Raw genomic sequence first — 21,803 nt, forward strand, 5'->3', positions numbered from 1 at the left:
AAAAAAACCGGGTTTCTGACCACCCGTGCCATCCAACTCAAGAAACCGGGTTTTTTACGCCCGTGTGCCGGCTCTAAGGAAGTATTCTTGTAAAAAAACCGGGTTTCTGACCACCCGTGCCATCCAACTCAAGAAACCGGGTTTTTTACGCCCGTGTGCCGGCTCTAAGGAAGTATTCTTGTAAAAAAACCGGGTTTCTGACCACCCGTGTGTCCAGGACTAAATCATTCAAGCCGATTCTCTCTCTAATACCAAAGTCACCGGCCCGTCATTATCTATAGAGACTTGCATCATCGCTCCAAACACGCCTGTTTCGACTTTTAAGCCGCTCTGGCGCAACTTTTCGACAAATTGATCGTAAAAAATTTCCGCTCTTTCAGGAGCCGCTGCTCGGTCAAAGGAAGGCCGGCGACCTTTGCGGCAGTCGCCGTAAAGCGTAAACTGACTCACAACCAGCAACTCGCCGCCGATGTCCTGTACGGACTTGTTCCAGCGGCCGGTATCCCCGGCAGAGTCGGGAAACAAGCGCAATTCTAGGCATTTGCGAGCCATCCAGTCGAGTTCTGCTTCAGTGTCGGTGTCTGCAATACCTACAAGCAAGTTAAGTCCGCAGCCAATTTTGCCGACAATTCGACCGTCTATTTCGACTTGAGATGATTTGACTCGCTGGATAACTGCTCGCATTGAAAATCGGTAATTGGTAATAGGAAATTACTCGTTACCAGGCTAAAGCCTGGTAACGCAGATCCCGAGGCTCTGCCTCCTATCTTCCTGAGAACCAGAGAGGCAGAGCCTCTAGACATAGGTTCCCAGGCTCTAGCCTGGAAGTAGAAAAGAATATTTTACTGTTAGTTTTTCCCAAAACCTTTACCGCGACTGGTTGAAGGCATACAAAGACAGTTTTCGAGTTGCGATCGCAAATTCTCGGTATCCAAACCCTGACCGATGAGAACAAGCTGGTTCTTCCGCTCACCTTTCCACTCGTCATCGTCCATCGTAAATCGCTTGCCGCTCAAGTGAAAAATATGCCGTTTCGGACTTTCTTCAAACCACATAATCCCTTTCGCGCGAAACACGTTTGTTGGCAGTTGGTGGTCTAAGAAATATTGAAATTTCCTCAGAGAAAACGGCTTGTCGCTCTGGAAAGAAATTGAGGTAAATCCGTCATTTTCTAAATGGTCGGAGTGGTCGTGATGGCTGTGGTCGTGATGGCCGTGGTGGTCGTGGTGGTCGTGATGGTCGTCATGGTCGTGGTGGTCGTGATGGTCGTCATGGTCGTGGTGGTCGTGATGGTCGTGATGGTCGTGGTGGTCGTGATGGTCGTGATGGTCGTGACTGCTAGGAGTTTTTTCAGATTGGAAATATTTGTCCGATTCAAACAATCCGACGCTGAGGACAAGGGGTAGGGGAACTTGCGATTTCACTGTTCGCACAATTCGAGCACCTTCTTTGACATCGCGAATCTTAACTTCCAACAAATCTAAATCTGCTTCCTCAACCAAATCGGTTTTGTTGAGAATAATTATATCGCCGTAAGCTATTTGACTGTAAGCTGCTTGAGAGTTGAACAAATCTAAGCTGTAGTTGGCTGCGTCTACTACTGTAACTATCGAATCGAGACGAGTCAGGTCGCGCAGTTCTGTGCCTAAAAAAGTCATCGCTACTGGCAGCGGGTCGGCGAGTCCGGTTGTTTCGACTACCAGATAATCCAGATTTCCTTGACGTTCTAAAACTTTGTAAACTGCATTAACTAAATCTTCATTAATAGTGCAGCAGATGCAGCCGTTGTTCAGCTCAACCATGTTGTCATCGGTGGTGACAATCAGTTCGTTGTCGATGCCAATTTCGCCAAATTCATTGACCAAAACTGCTGTTTTCAAACCCTGCTGGTTGGTCAGGATGTGGTTGAGCAGGGTTGTTTTGCCGCTGCCGAGAAATCCTGTAATGATTGTAACGGGCAATCCGTGTTTGGGAGCGTCCATCGCCGGTTCTGTCTCGGACTGAGTTGTAGATTGCATAGCTTGACTGTCAAATAATGTCGATCGCACTTTCGTTGTGGTTTTTATTGTATCTTAATTAGGACTTGCGCCTCGTAAACCCAGTTTCTCGGATAAATGTTGGGTTTGGTTGCCTGGTATCTACGCATCAACCGGGAATCAGCCCAAGAGTGCAAAATAAGTGGCACCCTAATTATCGGCAATTGCTAACGCACTCGATCGCACTTTTTTATTTTTTTGATAATTTTTTTGTTCCGAGTACCTGTCGCAGTTGGCCTGCAACCTGTTTGGTCGGTAAATCCAGCAGCGACAAATTTGGGGCCGACTCATGCTGAGTGCGATCGCCCAATGGACGCTGCTTTATCATAGTTTTAATTATCGAGCCGCGTAAAATATTTAAACCTCAACTAAAATAGGGCGGTGGCTATAGGTAGCCACCGCCCTCAAGATAGTATTGCGCTATCTAAGTCTGTGCTTACGCAGGAAGCAAGACTGAATCAATAACGTGGATGACGCCATTATCAGCAACAACATCGGCTGCTGTAACGGTAGAATCATTGATTTTTACGCCATTGGAAGCATCAATTTTCACTTCTGAACCTTCAACTGTCTTAGCAGATGTCAGCTTTACCACATCAGCAGCCAAAACTTTGCCGGAAACGACATGATAAGTCAGGATTTTTGTCAGCTTAGGAATGTCCTTAAGCAGTGCTTCTACAGTACCTGCGGGAAGCTTAGCAAAAGCTTCGTCGGTAGGCGCGAAAACTGTGAAAGGGCCAGCACCTTTGAGAGTATCTACTAAACCAGCGGCTGTAACGGCAGCAACTAGGGTTGTAAAAGAGCCTGCCGAAACGGCGGTATCAACGATGTCAGCCAAGTGAGTCACCTAGTTTTTGTAATCTATAAATCACTATAACGCTAAAAAGTTAATTTAGCTACATTAATTTTTTCTCTGCTTCTGTCTGGTTTTGTGATATTTAAGATAGCAAATTTTTTTATTTAACTCATTTCAGAAAATACCTATCTAAAGGTAGATAAAATTATTTTGAGTTTACTGTATTTTAATTTAGCCATGTAATCCTAAATACATTGCTAAGAGGAGGGCCCCTGCGCGGTGTTGAAAGCGCGGTGTTGAAAGTAAATGCAGGGGCGATCGCCCCTCGCCCTTGCCCGTGCTACGACATTTTGATTGACTTGGCAAAACATTCAACATCCAGCACAGTGCTAAGGCGCCGTAAAAGCCCGGCACCCCGACTCATGGCAACAGTTTCAAAAATACCGATCTAAACTGTTAACAACCATTAACTAGCGCAAGGGTGACATGAGATATAAACTACTAGGTCACAGCGGACTTCGCGTTTCCGAAATCTGCCTCGGAACCATGACTTTTGGGGAAGAGTGGGGTTGGGGGAGCTCCTACGACGAAAGCCGTAAAATGTTCGACGCCTTTGCAGAAGCGGGCGGCAATTTCATTGATACCGCGAATCTCTACACAAACGGTACTAGCGAAAAATATGTCGGCGAGTTCATCGCAGCCGATCGCGAAAAATGGGTAGTTGCCACTAAGTATAGCCTCAACATGAAAAACGGCGAAATCAATGGTTTCGGCAACCACCGCAAAAATATGGTGCAAGCAGTAGAAGCAAGTTTGAAGCGGCTGCAAGTCGAATACATAGATTTGCTGTGGCTGCACGCTTGGGATTTTACGACACCCGTTGAAGAAGTGATGCGCGCTTTTGACGATTTGGTGCGCGCCGGCAAAATTCTTTATATCGGCATTTCCGATACGCCGGCTTGGATTATTTCTCAAGCAAATACGATCGCCCACCTGCGCGGTTGGACACCATTTATCGGCTTGCAAATCGAGTATTCTTTAAAAGAGCGAACTCCCGAACGAGACTTGATCCCTATGGCAAAAGCCTTTGATATTGGCGTCACAGCTTGGAGCCCCCTAGCAGGCGGTTTGCTGACAGGAAAATACAACACTGCAGAAACAGCCAGCGAAGCTAAACGGCTTAATTCATCTGAATCTGGAACAATTAACGAACGAGACCTCAAAATTGCTGACGAAGTTAGCAAAATAGCAGCCGAAATTGGCAAACCTGCTTCTCAAGTAGCCCTAAATTGGCTGATCCAACAGCCAGTCGAAATTATTCCGATTGTGGGGTCGCGCCGACTCTCGCAACTTCAGGAAAATCTCGCTTGTTTGGAGTTTCAATTAACCCCGGAACAAATGCAGCAGTTAGACAAAGTAAGTGCAATTGAGTTGGGTTTTCCCCACGATTTCTTAAAGAGTTCGACGGTGCAAGATTTTGCCTTTGGAGGGGGACTGGCAAAAATTGACCGCCGACTTTAAAATTGCTGCTATCTTCTAGTCTGGGCGGGTTTACGTGGATATTTGGCGCTCGATCGCAGATATCGGCCCACCCGCCCTTAAAGAGATGATTGAGATAGGTGATCTGGGCGTCAGTTTAACCTCACCCCCAGATCACCAATGTCATCACCTTGGTTTCTGACCACCGACTCGCGTACAGTTGTAGGTTTGTCGTCGCCGTTCCCCGGTTTATTTAGGATTTTTGAGCAAGGTGCAAGATGTGAGTTTAACCCCACTCCATAAACTGTCAATTGTTAATCTATCGGAAGTCAGAAATTTCTCTGGCTTTCTGTATAGTAGGATACAATTTTTTTTTAAACGAGCGATCGGAGAAGTGTAAAAAAGCAAGGTTTGTCAAATCAAAAAGCAACATAAACCGGCGCGAGCGAAGCTATCCCGAAGGGAATCGCAAATTTTCTCTCCTCTCCAAATAAAGCAATAAAACTCGCTATTTTTTCACCCCGTACCTGCCTGTTAAGAGTCATTTTACAAGGTCGATCGGCACTTTAACCGCTTTTGAACCAGCGTGTAAGCTAAGCGCCTCCTGAGATAGAACTCATCCTTCAGATAGAAGTAATAGCCGAAAAACTAGGTTACAGTTAACAGCAATAGCAAGTCAAACAATATTAACTTATCTCCAAGTTTCAATTTGGAAAAAAGCAGATAAGCGTGTTTTTCCGCAACTAAACAGTTTCTTTGTTTGGTTCAATGAATGTGGCGCTTGCTCGTCAATAAAATTTCTCAGATTGAGGCTTGCAACTTTCAGTAAGACACTGCTGAGAAAGAAATCCTATTGACAAATTTTCATTGACTAATTCCCGAGGCTAATTATGTCCCCCCCAGAAAACTCAGTAAACACTAATTATAGCAATAAAGGTCGAGCATGGGAGATCCGATTTACCTCTATAGATCCAGCCAAATCGCCTTCTCAATTCGCTTCCTCGCCCGCATTGCGCGCCAACTTATCAAAAGCTGATTCTTTAGATACACCGGATTTAGTTTGCCTGTCTCATCTGCGATGGAATTTTGTTTATCAGCGTCCGCAACATCTCTTGGGTCGCTGTGCCAAAAATCGTCGCGTATTCTTTGTAGAAGAACCTATTTTGAACGCGACTACAGATTGGTGGCTTGATGTTAGCATCCACGAAAGCGGAGTGTGGGTAATAGTACCGCACCTCAGCGAAGGAACTAGCGAAGCAACAGCACAAACTGCTCAGCAAGCCATGCTAGATGATTTGTTTCGAGCGGCAGACATTAGCCAGTACATACTCTGGTATTACACACCAATGGCTGTTAGTTTCACAAACCACTTAAAGCCGCTAGCTGTAGTCTACGACTGCATGGATGAACTGTCAGCATTCAAAGGCGCACACCCCGAGTTAAAAGCCAATGAAAACCAACTTTTAAAGCGCGCTAGCGTAGTATTTACAGGCGGACATAGCCTTTACGAAGCTAAACAGCACCAGCACGAAAACATTCACCCCTTCCCCAGCAGCATCGAAAAAGAACACTTTGCGATAGCCAGGAATCTTTCAGAAGAACCGGCGGATCAAAAAGATATTCCTCACCCGCGTTTGGGATTTTATGGCGTCATAGACGAACGCATGGATATCGAACTGCTGGCGGGCATGGCTCAAGCAAGGCCGGACTGGCATTTAGTCATCATTGGCCCGGTGGTAAAAATAGATCCGGAAACTCTGCCAACTAACCCAAATATCCACTATCTCGGCGGCAAATCTTATCAAGAACTGCCAGGGTATCTTGCCGGGTGGGATATAGCCATGCTGCCTTTTGCGATTAACGAATCGACTAAGTTTATTAGTCCGACGAAAACTCCAGAATACCTCGCGGCAGGCAAACCTGTGATTTCTACTCCTATCCGCGACGTGGTGCGGCCCTACGGAGAAAATGGCTTGGTTCGGATTGCTAGCAATTCTGAAGAATTCGTCGCTTGTGCCGAAGAAATCTTCAGCGAAAGTTCGGACGATCGCACCAAATGGCTCAGCGAAGTAGACGCCTTTTTAGCAGACAACTCTTGGGATAATACCTTGGGAGAAATGCTGGCGTTGATCGAACGTGCGATCGACGGCAAAAGGCAGAACCCAGCAGGCCGGATGAAAGTTTTAAGCTAGGAAGGTTGAGGTTTAAGTTAAAGACTTACCAATTTACACATTCAAAACTTAACACTCAACACTTCTCGCTTGTTGATTACAAATTACCACTTACCTTACTACAAATCAGAGGTTTTTTTAATGTTTGACTATTTAATTGTCGGTGCAGGATTTGCAGGTAGCGTCATTGCCGAAAGACTAGCAAATGAAGCCGGAAAAACAGTCCTAATAATTGATACCCGCAACCACATCGGTGGGAACGCATACGATCACTACGACAACCACGGCATCCTCGTACACAAATACGGCCCCCACATTTTTCACACGAATTCGCGCCCTGTTTTCGAGTATCTTTCGCGCTTCACCGAGTGGCGGCCCTACGAACACCGCGTCCTCGCCAGCGTTGACGGTCAACTGCTACCAATTCCCATCAATCTCAACACCGTCAACCAACTTTACGGACTGAATCTCACCTCATTTGAAGTAGAAGATTTCTTCGCGAAAGTAGCAGAACCAAAGGATTACATTCGCACTTCCGAAGATGTTGTTGTCAGCAAAGTCGGCCGGGAACTTTACGAGAAATTCTTCCGCAACTACACCCGCAAACAGTGGGGAATGGATCCGTCGGAACTCGACAACTCAGTGATTGCGCGCGTACCCACTCGCACTAACCGGGACGATCGCTATTTCACCGATACCTATCAAGCAATGCCACTGCACGGCTACACTCGGATGTTTGAAAAGATGCTTTCTCACCCAAACATCAAGGTGATGCTGAATACCGACTACCGCGAGATTGAGGGCTTTATCCCTTACGGGGAAATGATTTACACCGGACCAGTCGATTCCTATTTCAATTATTGCTACGGCAAACTTCCTTACCGTTCCTTGGAATTCAAGCACGAAACGCTGAACGTAGCCGTACACCAAGCAGCACCGGTGGTAAATTACCCCAACGAGCATTTATATACTCGCTGCACGGAGTTTAAATACCTCACCGGACAAGAGCATCAAAAAACTAGCATTGTCTACGAATATCCTCAAGCTGAGGGAGACCCTTACTACCCGGTTCCTCGTCCAGAAAATGCCGAAATTTATAAGAAATATAAGGCCTTGGCTGATGCAACGCCGGGAGTTTCTTTCGTGGGAAGGCTGGCGACTTACAGGTATTACAACATGGATCAAGTGGTCGCTCAAGCTCTGACAACTTACAATCAACTTACTACCAAGCCGGTGATTCAATTGGCGGCGAATGTTAACGGTTCTGCCTCTAATGTAAGCTCCTCAAATGGAGTGGTCGAGAGCCCAGCTGCAGCTTCTCTAGAAGTCGCTGCTGTCAACGGCAACGGCAACGGCAACGGCAACGGCAACGGCAAATCTGCTAGCAAGTAGCTGGAAGCTGTGAATTTGTAAGGATCAAAATGTCTGGTGATCCGTGTACACCCTACAGCAATAGCTAAAAATGTAAGGTATGGACGGATCGCCATACTCGGTTTGGGTTAAAATTTATTTAACAATTCAAACAAGCTTTGAGGTGAAAATGAGAGTGATAGTTAAAATTGTTTTGTCTCATGAGGTTTTGCAAACTTCTCAATTTCCGCATTTCTATAAAGAAATAGAGCGCCTAATTGCAAGCGGTGGTAAAATTCTAATGATCGATTTCTCAAAAATTAATTTCTTGAAAAATTCGGAGTTAATGTCTGTAGTGGCGATCGTGAAATTAGTTAGAGACAGCGCTTGTATACTTTTGATATCTGCCATGAGCGAACAAGTTAGAATCCTATTTGAACTCACGGGACTAGAACAAATATTTCAGTGTTTGCCGCTTGTGGAACAGGAAGTTTCCCTCAAAAGTGAGCTACCTGAACCGTTAGGTGATTTGCAACCTGTTGCCAGCTAAACTAGAGTTATGAGCTGGCGAGAGTGTCAGACTGAGAGTGGCCCAGACGGGGAGAGGTTCAGAGTGTCCGAGTCGGGGATCGGCAAAATCTTGCTTCTTCCTTGCTTCTGACTACTGACTAATGATTTCTGCCTTCACTACAAGACAGCCTTTAGATGAGGCTGTTTTAATTTACTAAACTTTTACAAATTAATCAGCAAAAAACTTGTCAAAGTCGGGCTAATTGTCGCTAACCTATATATATAACTTCGGGTAGATGTGCCGATGAGCTGGTTAGGTAGAGAGCTAGAAAATTGTGATATTGAAGAGTCTTCCACTATAGACAGCAAGGTAACTGTTCAAGGGCGGAAAACTGGTTATCCGCGCCCCCAATTGCGCCGGAGCAACTGGATTTGTCTCAACGGTCAGTGGAGGTTTGCTTACGACGACGGGGGACGCTGCGTGCAGCCGATCGATATTTCTGAGTGGACTCACACTATAGAAGTGCCGTTTGCTCCAGAATCGGCAAAAAGCGGGATCGGGGACACGAATTTTCACGCCAACTGCTGGTACGAACGCGAATTTGACATACCCCACACAGAAGGCAGAGTGCTGCTGCACTTCGGGGCCGTAGACTACCGCGCGCGCGTCTGGGTGAACGGTCAGTTTGTCATCCAACATGAAGGCGGACACACTCCTTTCACCGCAGACATTACAGCAGTGATGAACCTCAGCGGGCCGCAGCGGGTGACAGTCTGGGCCCAGGACGACCCGCAAGATTTGGAGAAACCGCGGGGCAAGCAAGACTGGCAAATAGAGCCGCACAGTATTTGGTATCCGCGCACGACGGGTATTTGGCAGACAGTCTGGGTAGAATTGGTGCCTCACACTTATATCGAGAGCATCCGCTGGACTCCGCAGTTTGAACGCTGGGAAATCGGTTTTGAAGCGTTTGTCGCGGGCGATCGCCAGTCGGGAATTCAGATTAAAGTTAAACTGTCGATCGGCTGTATGCTGCTCGTCAACGACACCTACGAAGTCATCAACGGCGAAATCCACCGCCGCATCGCCCTCTCAGACCCGGGGATTGACGACTACCGCAACGAATTGCTGTGGAGCCCCGAAAAACCGACATTAATCAACGCTCAAGTGCAGTTGTGGGCAGACGGCAAACTACTCGACGAGGTTAAATCTTATACCGCCATGCGGACGGTCAGCATCCAGCGCGATCGCTTCATGCTCAACGGCCGCCCCTACTACCTGAGGCTGGTGCTCGACCAAGGTTACTGGCCCGACACCATGATGACGGCCCCGAACGACGAAGCTTTGCGCCACGATGTCGAATTAGTCAAAGCAATGGGTTTCAACGGCGTCCGCAAGCACCAAAAAATCGAAGACCCCCGATTTTTGTACTGGGCCGACGTGCTCGGGCTCCTAGTTTGGGAAGAAATGCCCAGCGCCTACCGCTTCACTCCCAAAGCCGTTGACCGGCTGACGCGGGAGTGGACAGAAGTCATCGACCGCGACGCCAGCCACCCCTGTATCGTAGTCTGGGTGCCGTTCAACGAATCCTGGGGAGTTCCGAATTTAGTGGAAGCTGCAGCCCACCGCAACTACGTGCAAGCGCTGTATTTCTTGACAAAAACCCTCGATCCGACTCGCCCCGTCATCGGTAACGACGGCTGGGAAAGCATCGATACCGACATCCTGGCGATTCACGACTACGACAACAACCCGCAAACCCTAGCCAAGCGCTACGGGCCCGAAGTCCAGCTATCCGATTTATTAGATCGCGGGCGTCCGGGAGGGCGCATCCTCACCCTGGACGGCCACCCGCACCAAGGACAGCCGGTGATGCTGACAGAATTCGGCGGCATCGCCTGCGCCGGCCAGGAAAACCCCGATTTTTACAGAGTTTGGGGCTACGTGCGCGCCTGGGACACGAAGGAACTGCAAAGGCGCTACACCGCGCTGCTGAAGGTGGTAAACAAAGTGGAAATGTTCAGTGGATTTTGTTACACGCAGTTGACTGATACTTACCAAGAAGCTAACGGTTTGCTTTATGCCGATCGCACTCCCAAGTTTCCCCTAGAGGCGATGGCCGCGGCAACTCTCGGCAGGGATCTTCCCGAAGAAAGTGTACAGTCGCAAGTTATTACTCAGTGCTAAGGGGTAATTGGGCATCGGGTATTGGTAATTGGTAATTGCCCGCAGTTCCAATTTATTGGATATAGCAAGTCTCAATCATTTATGAACCTCTTCCCTTTTCCCAATGCCCCATGCCCTGTTTGGCCAATGCCCCATTACCCATTAGCCATTGGATTGATGTTTCAAAGCTTTTTCATGGGAGGTTTTGAATGTTCCACCCACAGATTGCTATCGGGAAAACGCCTTGATGTAACAGCCGCCACCTGTCACGATAAATTTGCAGATGCAGACTACCAAAGTTTGCGACAGCAAGGCATTTACACAGTCCGCGAATGCCTCCCCTGGCACTTAATCGAATGGACTGCCTTTTGCTTCCAACTCTGCCATTTTTTCCGTCCTTAGTTCATGTAATGTCTTCTTAATCGAACTAAGCATTGCCCATTCATAAATACTTATAGAAGACCAACCAGTAACTTTCTTTCCCCAATTATTATAGGAGATTTCTTCCCCATTAAATCTGACCAATGTATCATCAATTATTATAGCTTCAGAGCTTTCAAACTCTTTAATTTCAAGGCTATCCCCAGCTTTGATTAATTCCCACTCAAACAACTTGTCCATTCGAGGTAGCCAAGTTCTATTAAAGGCAGAATCAGTGGATATAATTTCTTCCTTGATTGTAGAACCTCCTCCGGCTAAACCCACGTAAAAATCATCCAGTTGTGCCGGAGGCAAAATTTTCTCAATACTCAAAAAACCTTGCTCTCCTATAAAAACAGGAGTGAGATTAATACAGATGGCGTCTACCCCATTTGAAATCAACCAAGCAACAGCAGAAAGGGTTTGCTCATCAAAGGATGAGGCTATAAGTATTATTCGTTGTTTTTTGTTAAAGGTTTTGAGTGCGTCATTGCTTGACAAGAATTTATTCAACTCTCGTCTCGCTTTTTCACTAGGAGTCAAATCACCTAATTCATACTCATCTTTGTGTATCTCGATATACGAGCTATAGACCAACTCTACAAGGGATTCAGGTGTAGAAATTTTGGCATAACTCGCGGCATACCTGATAGCTTGAAATTCAAAAGGTTCTTTTCTGGTCTTGATATCTTGTACGTCGCGTTTAATCTCGATTAAAACAACATTGCCATCTGCATCAATGGCAGTCAGGTCGCTAATCCCGTTACTCGCATTACGAACTTGTTGACCAACAACTAGAAGAGTTTCGTTATCTCCAAAGAGCAAATTAATGTTTTTGCGTAAGAACTCTTCAATATGTTTTTCCTGTAAGTTTAAGTCTTTAAAGTTTCTGACTTTTATTTCTATTGCTTCGTTCCTTTGGATGCCACCGTCGAAAGTAACAGGTATGTACATCGCACTCCGCTTTGCTGCTATTAGCTGTCTAAGTGTTCAACTATATTGAGCCTATTATATCTAAAGAATTAAACGAAAATTAAATTAGCTGGGAATTTTCCATACCAGCAGTGACCACAGACCAGATTACAAAAAATAAATTCCGACTTTAGATAGGGGCGAATTCTCAAAGCACGAAGTTATACTCCTAATATCTCTACTCCCCTAGACGCAGCCGCAGTCAGAAACCGGGTTTTTAGGAAAATCTTTCGTTGTAGCCTGCAAATTAAGTAAAAACCCGGTTTCTTTGGTCTTAGCGTAAGTCCCTATTAAAAACGCCCGCAAAAAAAATGCACTCCCAAACATTGCTAAAACCAGACGGCCGCCCACTCACACTCTACAGTCGCTACCCAATCCCAGAAGGTATCGCGGCCGTAAGTCCCAGCAATGAACCGGTACAGGCAAACCCGCACTTTCGCTGGCATCCTTTGCGGGGGGAATGGGTAGCATACGCCAGCCACCGCCAGGGAAGAACATTCATGCCGCCGCCGGAATACAACCCCCTGGCTGCTACAATTAACCCTAAGTTTCCGACAGAATTGCCGCCGGGAGATTACGACGTAGCAGTTTTTGACAACCGCTTTCCCTCGATGACTTTGCAGGCAAAAAACGCACCTGCAAATATTGTGGAAACTTTGCCCGCTCACGGCATTTGCGAAGTGGTAGTGTTTACTCAAGATCCGCTGGCTTCCCTCGGTTCTTTAGAGTTGTCTCACTTAGAATTGCTGTTAGAAGTATGGGCCGATCGCACTTCAGTTATTGGCAGCAATCCCGAAATTCAATACGTTTTGCCCTTTGAAAATCGCGGCGTCGAAGTAGGAGTAACTTTGCACCATCCCCACGGTCAAATTTACGCTTATCCCTTCGTGCCACCAGTGCCGGCGCGGATGTTAGAATGTCAGTCGGTTTACTATGAAAAAAATAGTAGCGGTTTGCTGCAAGATATGATTCAAAAAGAGATTGCTGACAAACAGCGAATTCTTTATTTAGACTCCGAGGCGATCGCCTTTGTCCCCGCTTGCGCCCGCTACCCTTACGAAGTCTGGCTTGCGCCGATCGCACCGACAGCCACATTTATCGATCTTACTGAAAAACAGCGTCAAGGACTCGCTAAAGCCTTAAAAACAGTCGCCCTTAAATACGACGGTTTGTGGCACCGCCAATTCCCTTATTTGATGGCTTGGTTTCAAGGCCCCACAGACGGGAAACCCCATCCCGAAGCGCATTTGCACGCCGAATTTTATCCGCCCTATCGATCGAGCGATCGACTAAAATACCTAGCAGGAACCGAACTCGCAGCCGGAATGTTTGCTAACGACGCTTTACCCGAAGAAAAAGCTAAAGAATTGCAAGCCGTATCCATCCATCTATTTTAGATTTTAGATTTTAGATTTTAGATTTTAGATTGAGGAAACGCTAACTAAAATCATTGATTTTCTTCCTTCTTCCTCAGATGCATTATATCCGTTACATCCGTTACATCCGTTACCGAACTTTCATCTATGATACACTCATTAAATCCAGAAGTTGACAGCAAACTCGAATTCATCCGCCAAGCCTTAAGCGAAACAGGATCGCTCGCCCTTCGCTTGCGAGGCACAGACTGGTTTGCTTGGGCCACAGCCGGCGGTTCCCATACAGTATTGCTGACCGCAGAAACCGGAGTTGCAGAACTTTTAATCACCGCCGAAACAGCTTGGGTTCTCACCGATGAAATCGAAGCCCAGCGCTTGCAAGACGAAGAATTGCCAGCCAACTTTCAACTGCACATCTATCCTTGGGCAGATGTTGCACAGCGCGAAGCTTTTGTCAAAGAAATTACAGGTGACGGTAACGTCATGAGCGATCGGCCAATTTATCCCAAAGAAACGCCAATAACCGCATCTTTACAGTCTCGCAAACAGACAATGATGGCAAGCGAATTAGAGCGATACCGACGAGTCGGGCGTTTAGCCAGTGAAGCCATGACAGAGGTACTTTCTGCTGCCAAACCGACATGGACAGAATATCAGCTAGCCGGAGCCGGTGCAGAGGCATTGTGGGCGAGAGGTTTGCATCCAGCCCTGACATTAGTTGCTGGAGAAAGGCGTTTGCCGCTATACCGCCACGCCACCGCAACCGCCGAAGAAATTGGGCGGCAAGCAATGTTAGTATTTTGCGCTAGGGGATGGGGTTTGTATGCAAATTTAACCCGATTTGTCAGTTTCGACTTTCTTGGGGAAAATCATTCCGAGTTGCACCGACAAGTCAGAGAAATTGAAGCAGCAGGCTTGAATTCGTGCCGGCCGGGAGTATCGCTGAATGCGGTTTATGATACCCTGAAAGCTGCTTACGAAGAGGAGGGATATCCTCAAGCAATTAGGCAACACCATCAAGGCGGAACTACCGGATATTTGGCGCGAGAAGTTGTGGCAAATCCGGGTACTTCAGATATGTTAGCCGAAAATATGGCAGTGGCTTGGAATCCGAGTTTGTCGGGAGCCAAAATTGAGGATACCTTTGTAATTCACAGCGATGGAACCTTGGAAAATTTGACTTTCGATCCGAATTGGCCGAGCGTAGAAGTAGCGGGAAGGTTGCGGCCAGTGCCAATGGAAAGATGGGGCGATCCGCTTTAACTTATATGTTGGGGGCGGGTTCTCCTGCCCACCCCACAAAAACTAATTTATTTATCTCTCTATATCTATCTAATAGATGTCGTCACCGATCGACAAAACCCATATCTTAAGTATGCAACCCCCGTAGTAAAACACTAATCTCATGAACACAGAGGCGATCGCAATCGGACCCCTAGAGGTATGGGGTGGAGTAGAATGCACTGTTAACCGCGTGGGCGACGAGTATTTCGACCAGTTGGAGCGCAGCGGTCACGCCACGCGCCTCGAGGACCTCGACCTGTTTGCAGAACTGGGCGTGCGTGCCATGCGCTACCCCGTGCTGTGGGAACGGACTGCACCCAATGGTTTAGAGAGTGCTGACTGGTCCTGGGCGGATGAGCGACTCGGTCGTTTGCGCGAACTCGGCATTCATCCCATCGTTGGTCTAGTTCACCACGGCAGCGGTCCCCGCCATACCAGCCTCATCGATCCCAACTTCCCTGAGAAACTAGCCGAGTTCGCCCGGGCGGTTGCACAGCGCTATCCGTGGGTAGACCGTTACACACCTGTCAATGAGCCACTGACCACGGCGCGATTTAGCGGACTCTACGGTCACTGGTATCCTCACGGACTTGATGGACTAACCTTCGCCCGTGCCTTGTTGATAGAGTGCCGTGCCACTGTACTCTCGATGCGGGCAATTCGTGAGGTAAACCCTGCCGCACAACTGGTGCAGACTGAGGACATGGGTAAAACCTACAGCACGCCCCTACTCGCGTATCAGGCAGAATTTGAGAACGAGCGCCGCTGGTTGAGCTTCGATTTGCTGTGCGGTCGCTTGAATCGGTCTCGCCCGATGTGGGGTTACCTATGCTACTTGGGGATTGAGGAAGCCGAACTCGATTGGTTCCTGGAGAATCCCTGCCCGCCAGACGTGTTGGGGCTTAATTATTACGTAACCAGCGAACGCTTTCTGGATGAACGCATAGAAAACTACCCAGACTCCTCGGTTTGCGGAAACGAGAAAGACCAATACATCGACATAGAGGCTGTGCGCGTCTGTGCTGAGGGTATAGCGGGTTTGCGCGGGCTGATTAAAGAGACATGGGAACGCTACGGGCTACCCATCGCCGTGACAGAGGCACACCTCGGTTGCACTCGCGAGGAGCAACTGCGCTGGCTTTATGAAATATGGCAGGCAGCGCTTTCTATGTGCCGCGAGGGCGTGGACGTGCGTGGCGTGACTGTTTGGTCTCTCTTGGGTACGTTTGACTGGAATGTTTTGCTGACCCGCGCCGATGGCTACTATGAGTCGGGAGTGTTTGATGTGCGCAGTTCCCATCCGCGCCCGACCGCCCTGGCCCGGCTGGTACGGGATTTAGCAGAGGGACGCCAGCCGGACCACCCCGTCCTCGACGTGCCTGGATGGTGGCGCCGACCTGTGAGGCTGCTTTATCCACCTTATAGTTGTTGCGTAGATGGGGAGCAGGATAACTGGGCTATGGGGCCTGAAGACTGGCGGCTGGAAAAGAACATAACTAATTCCCAATTAGCAATTACCAAGCCCCAGCCTGTGCGTCCGCTGGCAATTGTTGGAGCCACAGGAACGCTGGGCAAGGCTTTTGCCCGCCTGTGCGATCTCCGGGGCATTCCATACCACCTCCTGACACGCCAGGACATGGACATTACCGACCTCGCGTCTGTCCGTGCCGCTCTTAGTGAGTTGAATCCGTGGGCGGTTGTGAACGCTGCTGGGTACGTTCGCGTGGATGATGCGGAACGCGAACCTGACCTCTGTCTGCGCGTGAATGCTGAGGGTCCAGCCATCCTCGCTGCTGCTTGCGTTGATGTGGGAGTGGCGCTGCTTACGTTCTCATCAGACCTTGTATTCGATGGGGCTGGTGCTACCCCTTATTTAGAAAGCCACGCTGTTGCACCCCTCAACGTGTATGGGCGCAGCAAAGCTCTAGCGGAGGCGCGGGTCTTACAGGCTAATCCCTCGGCGCTAGTAATCCGCACGAGTGCATTCTTCGGGCCGTGGGATGAGTATAACTTCGTGACGATCGCACTGCGTCAGTTGGCTGCTGGGCAGAGGTTCGTAACCGCAGAGGATTCGGTTGTTTCGCCTACCTATGTCCCGGATTTGGTGCATGCCAGCCTCGATTTGTTAATTGACGGCGAGTACGGCTTGTGGCATTTAGCTAATAAGAGTGCGATCACTTGGACCGAGTTGGCGCGACTGGCGGCTTCTATAGCGGGTGTTGATGCGTCTGGTGTGGAAGCTCGTCCTACGCGAGAACTTGGTTTTGCCGCTCTCCGTCCCACTTACAGCGTTCTCGGCAGCGAGCGTGGCTTACTACTCCCGGATCTTGACCATGCCATGTCCTGCTACTTTGCCGATCGGCAACTAGCTTAGATTTTCGAGTAGGAAGGAGTTAATATGTCTCAGGCTGGATCTACCCTCTTATTAACAGGGGGAGCCGGATATATTATGTCCTGTCCGATCGATTGACCGTAATATCCCGGCCGGGCAGGTTTTTGAGATTGGAGATTGTGGGCAGATCTCGTTGGTGAACCCGCCCCTACCTGATGAAGGGTAATCGACCGGACATGATATTAGACATCTCCAAAAACTCTCAAGCTTTTTCCCCGTTAGTTTATGGCTGCCTGCCCTCCATGAGCAGGCAGCCATAAACTAACGGTCATATCAATTCCGGCAGTCAGGCCGGAATGATATCAAATCCTTGCTTCAAAAGTCGGGCGTCAAGTAGAATCAAGCTGTAAACAAATAATTCGCGCAATTTTCATTTTTTTGACCCGCCCGTCATTAGTCATTAGTTATTAGTCATTAGTTATTAGTTATTAAGCTGTCGCGCATTTAAATTGTATATTCAGGGCGGGCGGGACACCCCACAAGACTTTGATTTTTTTTGACAGACAATTTAAATGCCGCAACAGCTTAGTCATTAGTTATTAGTCAACAGTCAACAGTCAACAGTCAACAATCACGGACGGTGCAGTTAGAGAGTCGATATCAGAATTTTCTGACCACCCGTGCGATCGCGAACTCGAACTGTAAGGTGCTGATGGGCGCACCCTACAATTCGAGTTTGTGCGATCGCGAACTAACTACTCATCTTCAGCATAGATAAACCGATACAATTCGCTAGGATCGGGCTCGGGGCTTTTCTCAGCAAAATCTACCGCATCATCAATTACTGCTTGAATCTTATTATCGATCTCTTTTAATTCTTCAGCAGTTGCCAAAGTTCGATCGATCAAATCACGAGCCAACTTCTTAATCGGATCGCGGGGGAACCAATATTCCTTCTCTTCCTTAGAACGTAATTCATCAGGATCGGCCAAAGAATGGCCGCGAAAGCGATAAGTCAAAGCCTCGATTAAAGTCGGTCCCTCGCCAGCACGCGCCCGCGCTACAGCTTCTTTCGCCACTTCCCGCACCGCCAAAACATCCATCCCGTCAACCTCAAAACCAGCCATGCCAAAAGCATGAGCCTTCTTGTAAATCAGCGGATCAGAAGTAGCTCGCTCGTGGGCCATCCCGATCGCCCATTTGTTGTTTTCCACCACATAAATAATTGGCAACTTCCACAAAGCCGCCATATTCAAACACTCAAAAAACTGCCCGTTATTTGCAGCACCATCGCCAAAAAAACAAGCAGTCACCCCATCTGAACTCTCATCCCCCAAAGCTTCGCGCCGATACTTCGATTGAAAAGCCGCCCCCGTAGCTACAGGAATCCCCTCAGCCACAAAAGCATAGCCCCCCAACAGTCGGTGTTCTGCAGAAAACATATGCATTGAACCGCCGCGGCCCTTCGAGCAACCAGTTTCCTTCCCGAACAACTCCGCCATTACTTCCCGCGCCGGGACGCCCGCGCTCAAAGCGTGAACGTGATCGCGATAGGTGCTGCTAACGTAGTCGGTGTCATCCCGGCGCATCGATCGAATCACGCCAGTAGAAACAGCTTCCTGACCGTTGTACAAGTGGACAAAACCAAACATTTTGCCCCGGTAGTACATCTCAGCACACTTGTCCTCAAAGTAGCGCCCCAAGACCATATCCTCGTAGAGCATCAAGCCCTCATCCCGAGAAATGTTTACGCTTTGCGCGTCAAAAACTGGTAAAGTCCGTTCCTGAACCATAAATAATTAATACCCGACGATCGGCTTCCTAGACATCTAAATTTAAACTCACATCTTGCACCATTCTCCTGAACAGGCTTTCGGGCCTGTTCCACAAAGAATAGATTTTCTTCTTGTGGAACGAGCCCTCCTAGTCCGTTCATAAAAGGCTTATTGACAATGGTGCAACATCTCAGTTTAAACCCAGATGGGACACAACCGCAGCAGAAAAACATCGCACCTTTTCTGTGCAGCAGTTCACCAATTGTTAAAATGAGTAGGGCAGGCGGGGCGGATGACCCGGACTCGGAGAACCAACTCCCATCTAAACCCGATGCCAAGGAATGATATAATTCCATTACTCTCAAACCCGAAAATGCTCAAGAGTCAAACCACTCATTTAGCTGACGGGCAGTGGGGCAAGGCATTTTCCTCACTGTAAAACGCTGTAGAGGAAAAAAAATCAGAGTATCTCTACGACAAGTCCAAGATACCGTGCATTGGGCGGTTGGAAGCCAACGCCAGAATTTTTGATTTGGTTTGCGGGAGTATCTCACTTAAGATAGGCTAATTCAGTTGCTAGCGCTTTGGGGAAGTGGACGAGTGTTAATTCCACTAGATTACTACCGGATTTTGGGTCTACCGATTCAAGCTACTGCCGAACAGTTGCAGCAGGCTCACCGCGATCGAACTTTACAGCTTCCGCGCCGGGAGTATTCCGAAGTTGCGATCGTCGCCCGCAAACAACTGCTCGATGAAGCCTGCGCCGTTCTGTCAGACTCAGACGGGCGCAAAGCTTATGATGCCAGTTTTTTAGCCAAAACTTACGATCGAGAGTCGGAAGCCGCACTCGAAGCCAAGCACCAGAGGTCGAAAACCTCAGCAGGCACGGCCACAGTTTTGCAAGACGCAGGAGAAACCGCTGCAGCAGAGTCCAAGGCTTTAGAGGCTGCTCCCGACCCCCACACTCCAAGTATTGAAATCGATGACAACCAATTCGTAGGAGCCCTGCTCGTACTGCAAGAACTGGGGGAATACGAACTCGTACAGAAGCTTGGTCGCCCCTATCTCAACAATGGCAGCATCGCGATCACCGAAGGTCGTTTCGGCGATCCCCAGCTCGTGCGGCCAGATATAGTTTTAACCGTCAGCCTTGCCTGTCTAGAACTCGGCCGCGAACAGTGGCAGCAAGGTCAGTACGAAAATGCTGCAAAATCATTAGAAGCAGGTCAAGAACTGCTGCTGCGCGAAAGCCTATTTCCAAGCGTGAGGGGTGAAATGCAAGCCGACCTATACAAACTGCGTCCGTACAACATTTTAGAGTTACTATCCCTCCCCGAAGAAAAAGTTGCCGAGCGTCGCAAGGGACTGCAAATCCTGCGAGAAATGCTTCAAGAACGCGGCGGCATCGACGGATCGGGAGACGATCGATCGGGTTTAGGAATAGAAGACTTCCTCCGCTTCGTGCAGCAAATGCGGAAACACCTAACCAGCAGCGAGCAGCAGGCTTTATTTGAAGCAGAAGCCGGCCGCCCCTCCGCAGTCGCCACTTACCTCTCGGTCTACACGCTGTTAGCCCAAGGATTTGCCGCCAGAGGGCCATCGATGATCCGTCGCGCCAAGCTGATGCTGATGCAGCTGGGTCGCCGCCAAGACGTTCACCTGGAAAAAGCCGTTTGTTCCCTGCTGCTGGGCCAAACAGAAGAAGCCAGCAGAGCCCTGGAACTGAGCTCGGAAAAAGAACCCCTCGCCTTCATTCGCGAACATTCCCAAGATTCTCCCGATTTGTTGCCCGGGCTGTGCTTGTACGCCGAACATTGGCTACAAGAAGAAGTGTTTCCCCACTTCCGCGACTTGGCGAACCAGTCAGTATCCCTAAAAGATTACTTTGCCGACCCGAAAGTACAAGCTTACCTAGAAGCTTTGCCGCTTGAGGCAGAAACCGCCAACGAATGGGTGGTGGTGCAGCCCCGCTCCGGCAAGCCCCCAGGGCGACTGCAAGCGACTGCCGGCCGATCGCCTGCTGCAGTACCCCCACCATCGGGCAAGCAGGGAGCCAGTACCGTCACCTTGACCCCCGTACCCACCGACGCCTCCACCGCAGCCTCAGGGCAGAAATCCCCGGCAACGGCGGCCGTGCCGAGATCTGCTGCCGCCGTCTCTCTCCCGACAGCTACGGCCCGACAGCCTGCAGACTCGACTTCCAAACAACGCAGACGCAAAAATTCAGGGCGCAGCGGAGCAAGCGGCAAGGGGCTAACAGGCGATTTGGTCGATCGAAGCCGCACCAAGGCAGCACAAATTTCCGCCCAAGTCAAGTCCATGCCTCGAAACAGGCTGGCTCTGTTTCTAGTCGCAGGTGTCCTGAGCCTGTTACTTCTGTGGTTAATACTCAGTCTCTTGGCGAGCGCGATCAAAGCCCTATCGGGCCCATCGCTGCCAAACGAACCCGTCGTCACGCAGGAAGCACCGCCGGTAGAAAGCCCCCCTGTTGCCGTGAGCCCAGAGCCGAGCGCCCCGCCATCGGGAGCAATGACTGAGGAAGCAGCAAGAGAGTTAGTTCAAAGCTGGCTGTCGGCGAAAGCAGCGGCTTTGGGCCCTAACCACGCTGTGGAAGAATTAAAGCAAGTTCTCACAGAACCGGCTTTGTCTCGCTGGCAATTAATGGCAGAAGCTCAACAGCGAAACAACGCTCACCAGCGTTATGTACACAAGCTGCAAGTTAATGGAGTTACGATAAGTCCGAGTAATCCCGATCGCGCCCAAGTAGATGCCCAAGTATCAGAAAAAGCCGAAGTGTTCGATCGCGATCAGCCGGTTTCTTCGCGCAACGAAAACCTGCGGGTGCGCTACGATTTGATCCGCCAAGACGGAGAGTGGCGGATTATGGATTGGCAAGTGATAAAGTAAGGAATTGTTCAGTTGACAGTTGACTGTTGACAGTTGACTGCACAATAGCGACCTCTACCTGGAAGGAAGAGGATTGGAGTAATGAACAGTCTTCTTTTAATTTCTCCCGATCGGGCTTGGGGCTTTAAACCAATTCTTTCTGGTAAAGTCTTAAGAATCCTGCGTCTGCCATACCGGGGAGTGTCAATCGATTTTAGATTTTAGATTTTAGATTTTAGATTGAAGCAT

General features: G+C 48.9%; 15 protein-coding genes. 9 read left to right on the forward strand and 6 right to left on the reverse strand.

Going from position 1 to position 21,803, the window contains the following annotated elements:
- Positions 1–228 precede the first annotated feature (228 nt).
- The 4 genes from dtd to ACUVJL_RS39335 all read right to left on the reverse strand — a co-directional run bounded on the left by dtd (position 229) and on the right by ACUVJL_RS39335 (position 2,874).
- Positions 229–684, reverse strand: coding sequence for a D-aminoacyl-tRNA deacylase (gene dtd, locus ACUVJL_RS39320; protein ID WP_445250772.1), 456 nt, complete (start codon positions 682–684; stop codon positions 229–231).
- A 164-nt stretch (positions 685–848) separates the two neighbouring features.
- Positions 849–2,018: a CobW family GTP-binding protein gene (locus tag ACUVJL_RS39325; protein ID WP_445250773.1), complete on the reverse strand. Its 1,170-nt coding sequence runs from the start codon at positions 2,016–2,018 to the stop codon at positions 849–851.
- A 208-nt stretch (positions 2,019–2,226) separates the two neighbouring features.
- Positions 2,227–2,364, reverse strand: a complete 138-nt coding sequence (locus ACUVJL_RS39330) for a hypothetical protein (protein ID WP_445250774.1) — start codon at positions 2,362–2,364, stop codon at positions 2,227–2,229.
- Positions 2,365–2,472: 108 nt separating this feature from the next.
- The gene (locus ACUVJL_RS39335; RefSeq protein WP_445250786.1) at positions 2,473–2,874 is read right to left on the reverse strand and encodes a fasciclin domain-containing protein; all 402 of its coding nucleotides are present in this window, start codon (positions 2,872–2,874) and stop codon (positions 2,473–2,475) included.
- Positions 2,875–3,318: 444 nt separating this feature from the next.
- Between ACUVJL_RS39335 and ACUVJL_RS39340 the strand changes: the two genes are divergently transcribed.
- The 5 genes from ACUVJL_RS39340 (at position 3,319) to ACUVJL_RS39360 (ending at position 10,530) form a co-directional block, all read left to right on the forward strand.
- Positions 3,319–4,353 (forward strand): aldo/keto reductase, encoded by a 1,035-nt coding sequence (locus ACUVJL_RS39340; protein ID WP_445250775.1) that lies wholly within the window; start codon positions 3,319–3,321, stop codon positions 4,351–4,353.
- A gap of 848 nt (positions 4,354–5,201) precedes the next feature.
- Positions 5,202–6,503, forward strand: coding sequence for a glycosyltransferase family 1 protein (locus ACUVJL_RS39345; protein ID WP_445250776.1), 1,302 nt, complete (start codon positions 5,202–5,204; stop codon positions 6,501–6,503).
- A gap of 120 nt (positions 6,504–6,623) precedes the next feature.
- Positions 6,624–7,874: a UDP-galactopyranose mutase gene (gene glf / locus ACUVJL_RS39350; RefSeq protein WP_445250777.1), complete on the forward strand. Its 1,251-nt coding sequence runs from the start codon at positions 6,624–6,626 to the stop codon at positions 7,872–7,874.
- 79 nt (positions 7,875–7,953) lie between these two features.
- Positions 7,954–8,382: an STAS domain-containing protein gene (locus ACUVJL_RS39355; RefSeq protein WP_445250778.1), complete on the forward strand. Its 429-nt coding sequence runs from the start codon at positions 7,954–7,956 to the stop codon at positions 8,380–8,382.
- 264 nt (positions 8,383–8,646) lie between these two features.
- Positions 8,647–10,530 carry a glycoside hydrolase family 2 protein gene (locus ACUVJL_RS39360; RefSeq protein WP_445250779.1) on the forward strand — a complete coding sequence of 628 codons (1,884 nt, stop codon included), beginning with the start codon at positions 8,647–8,649 and terminating at the stop codon, positions 10,528–10,530.
- A gap of 327 nt (positions 10,531–10,857) precedes the next feature.
- On the opposite strand, the gene ACUVJL_RS39365 is transcribed toward ACUVJL_RS39360, so the two are convergent.
- Positions 10,858–11,883, reverse strand: a complete 1,026-nt coding sequence (locus ACUVJL_RS39365) for a hypothetical protein (RefSeq protein ID WP_445250780.1) — start codon at positions 11,881–11,883, stop codon at positions 10,858–10,860.
- A gap of 329 nt (positions 11,884–12,212) precedes the next feature.
- Here ACUVJL_RS39365 and galT point away from each other — a divergent pair, with 329 nt between their 5' ends.
- The 3 genes from galT (at position 12,213) to ACUVJL_RS39380 (ending at position 16,935) form a co-directional block, all read left to right on the forward strand.
- The gene (gene galT / locus ACUVJL_RS39370) at positions 12,213–13,298 is read left to right on the forward strand and encodes a galactose-1-phosphate uridylyltransferase (protein WP_445250781.1); all 1,086 of its coding nucleotides are present in this window, start codon (positions 12,213–12,215) and stop codon (positions 13,296–13,298) included.
- Positions 13,299–13,424: 126 nt separating this feature from the next.
- The gene (locus ACUVJL_RS39375; protein ID WP_445250782.1) at positions 13,425–14,540 is read left to right on the forward strand and encodes a M24 family metallopeptidase; all 1,116 of its coding nucleotides are present in this window, start codon (positions 13,425–13,427) and stop codon (positions 14,538–14,540) included.
- Positions 14,541–14,682: 142 nt separating this feature from the next.
- A complete protein-coding gene (locus tag ACUVJL_RS39380; protein ID WP_445250783.1) occupies positions 14,683–16,935 on the forward strand; it encodes a family 1 glycosylhydrolase in 2,253 nt (750 codons plus the stop codon).
- Positions 16,936–17,648: 713 nt separating this feature from the next.
- On the opposite strand, the gene pdhA is transcribed toward ACUVJL_RS39380, so the two are convergent.
- Positions 17,649–18,686 carry a pyruvate dehydrogenase (acetyl-transferring) E1 component subunit alpha gene (pdhA, locus tag ACUVJL_RS39385; RefSeq protein ID WP_445250784.1) on the reverse strand — a complete coding sequence of 346 codons (1,038 nt, stop codon included), beginning with the start codon at positions 18,684–18,686 and terminating at the stop codon, positions 17,649–17,651.
- Positions 18,687–19,268: 582 nt separating this feature from the next.
- On the opposite strand from pdhA, the gene ACUVJL_RS39390 reads away from it, so the two are divergent.
- Complete coding sequence (locus ACUVJL_RS39390) at positions 19,269–21,575, forward strand: IMS domain-containing protein (RefSeq protein ID WP_445250785.1); 2,307 nt, start codon at positions 19,269–19,271, stop codon at positions 21,573–21,575.
- Positions 21,576–21,803 lie beyond the last annotated feature (228 nt).

This window comes from Microcoleus sp. OTE_8_concoct_300 (assembly GCF_031383065.1).
Taxonomy (GTDB): domain Bacteria; phylum Cyanobacteriota; class Cyanobacteriia; order Cyanobacteriales; family Microcoleaceae; genus Microcoleus.

Bases quoted from the DNA above. Each gene is read 5' to 3' on its own strand.
- ACUVJL_RS39340 (WP_445250775.1), top strand. From the start codon at position 3,319: ATGAGATATAAACTACTAGGTCACAGCGGACTTCGCGTTTCCGAAATC.
- ACUVJL_RS39360 (WP_445250779.1), top strand. From the start codon at position 8,647: ATGAGCTGGTTAGGTAGAGAGCTAGAAAATTGTGATATTGAAGAGTCT.
- dtd (WP_445250772.1), bottom strand. From the start codon at position 684: ATGCGAGCAGTTATCCAGCGAGTCAAATCATCTCAAGTCGAAATAGAC.
- pdhA (WP_445250784.1), bottom strand. From the start codon at position 18,686: ATGGTTCAGGAACGGACTTTACCAGTTTTTGACGCGCAAAGCGTAAAC.
- ACUVJL_RS39345 (WP_445250776.1), top strand. From the start codon at position 5,202: ATGTCCCCCCCAGAAAACTCAGTAAACACTAATTATAGCAATAAAGGT.
- ACUVJL_RS39375 (WP_445250782.1), top strand. From the start codon at position 13,425: ATGATACACTCATTAAATCCAGAAGTTGACAGCAAACTCGAATTCATC.
- ACUVJL_RS39365 (WP_445250780.1), bottom strand. From the start codon at position 11,883: ATGTACATACCTGTTACTTTCGACGGTGGCATCCAAAGGAACGAAGCA.
- ACUVJL_RS39380 (WP_445250783.1), top strand. From the start codon at position 14,683: ATGAACACAGAGGCGATCGCAATCGGACCCCTAGAGGTATGGGGTGGA.
- ACUVJL_RS39355 (WP_445250778.1), top strand. From the start codon at position 7,954: ATGGACGGATCGCCATACTCGGTTTGGGTTAAAATTTATTTAACAATT.
- glf (WP_445250777.1), top strand. From the start codon at position 6,624: ATGTTTGACTATTTAATTGTCGGTGCAGGATTTGCAGGTAGCGTCATT.
- galT (WP_445250781.1), top strand. From the start codon at position 12,213: ATGCACTCCCAAACATTGCTAAAACCAGACGGCCGCCCACTCACACTC.
- ACUVJL_RS39325 (WP_445250773.1), bottom strand. From the start codon at position 2,018: ATGCAATCTACAACTCAGTCCGAGACAGAACCGGCGATGGACGCTCCC.
- ACUVJL_RS39330 (WP_445250774.1), bottom strand. From the start codon at position 2,364: ATGATAAAGCAGCGTCCATTGGGCGATCGCACTCAGCATGAGTCGGCC.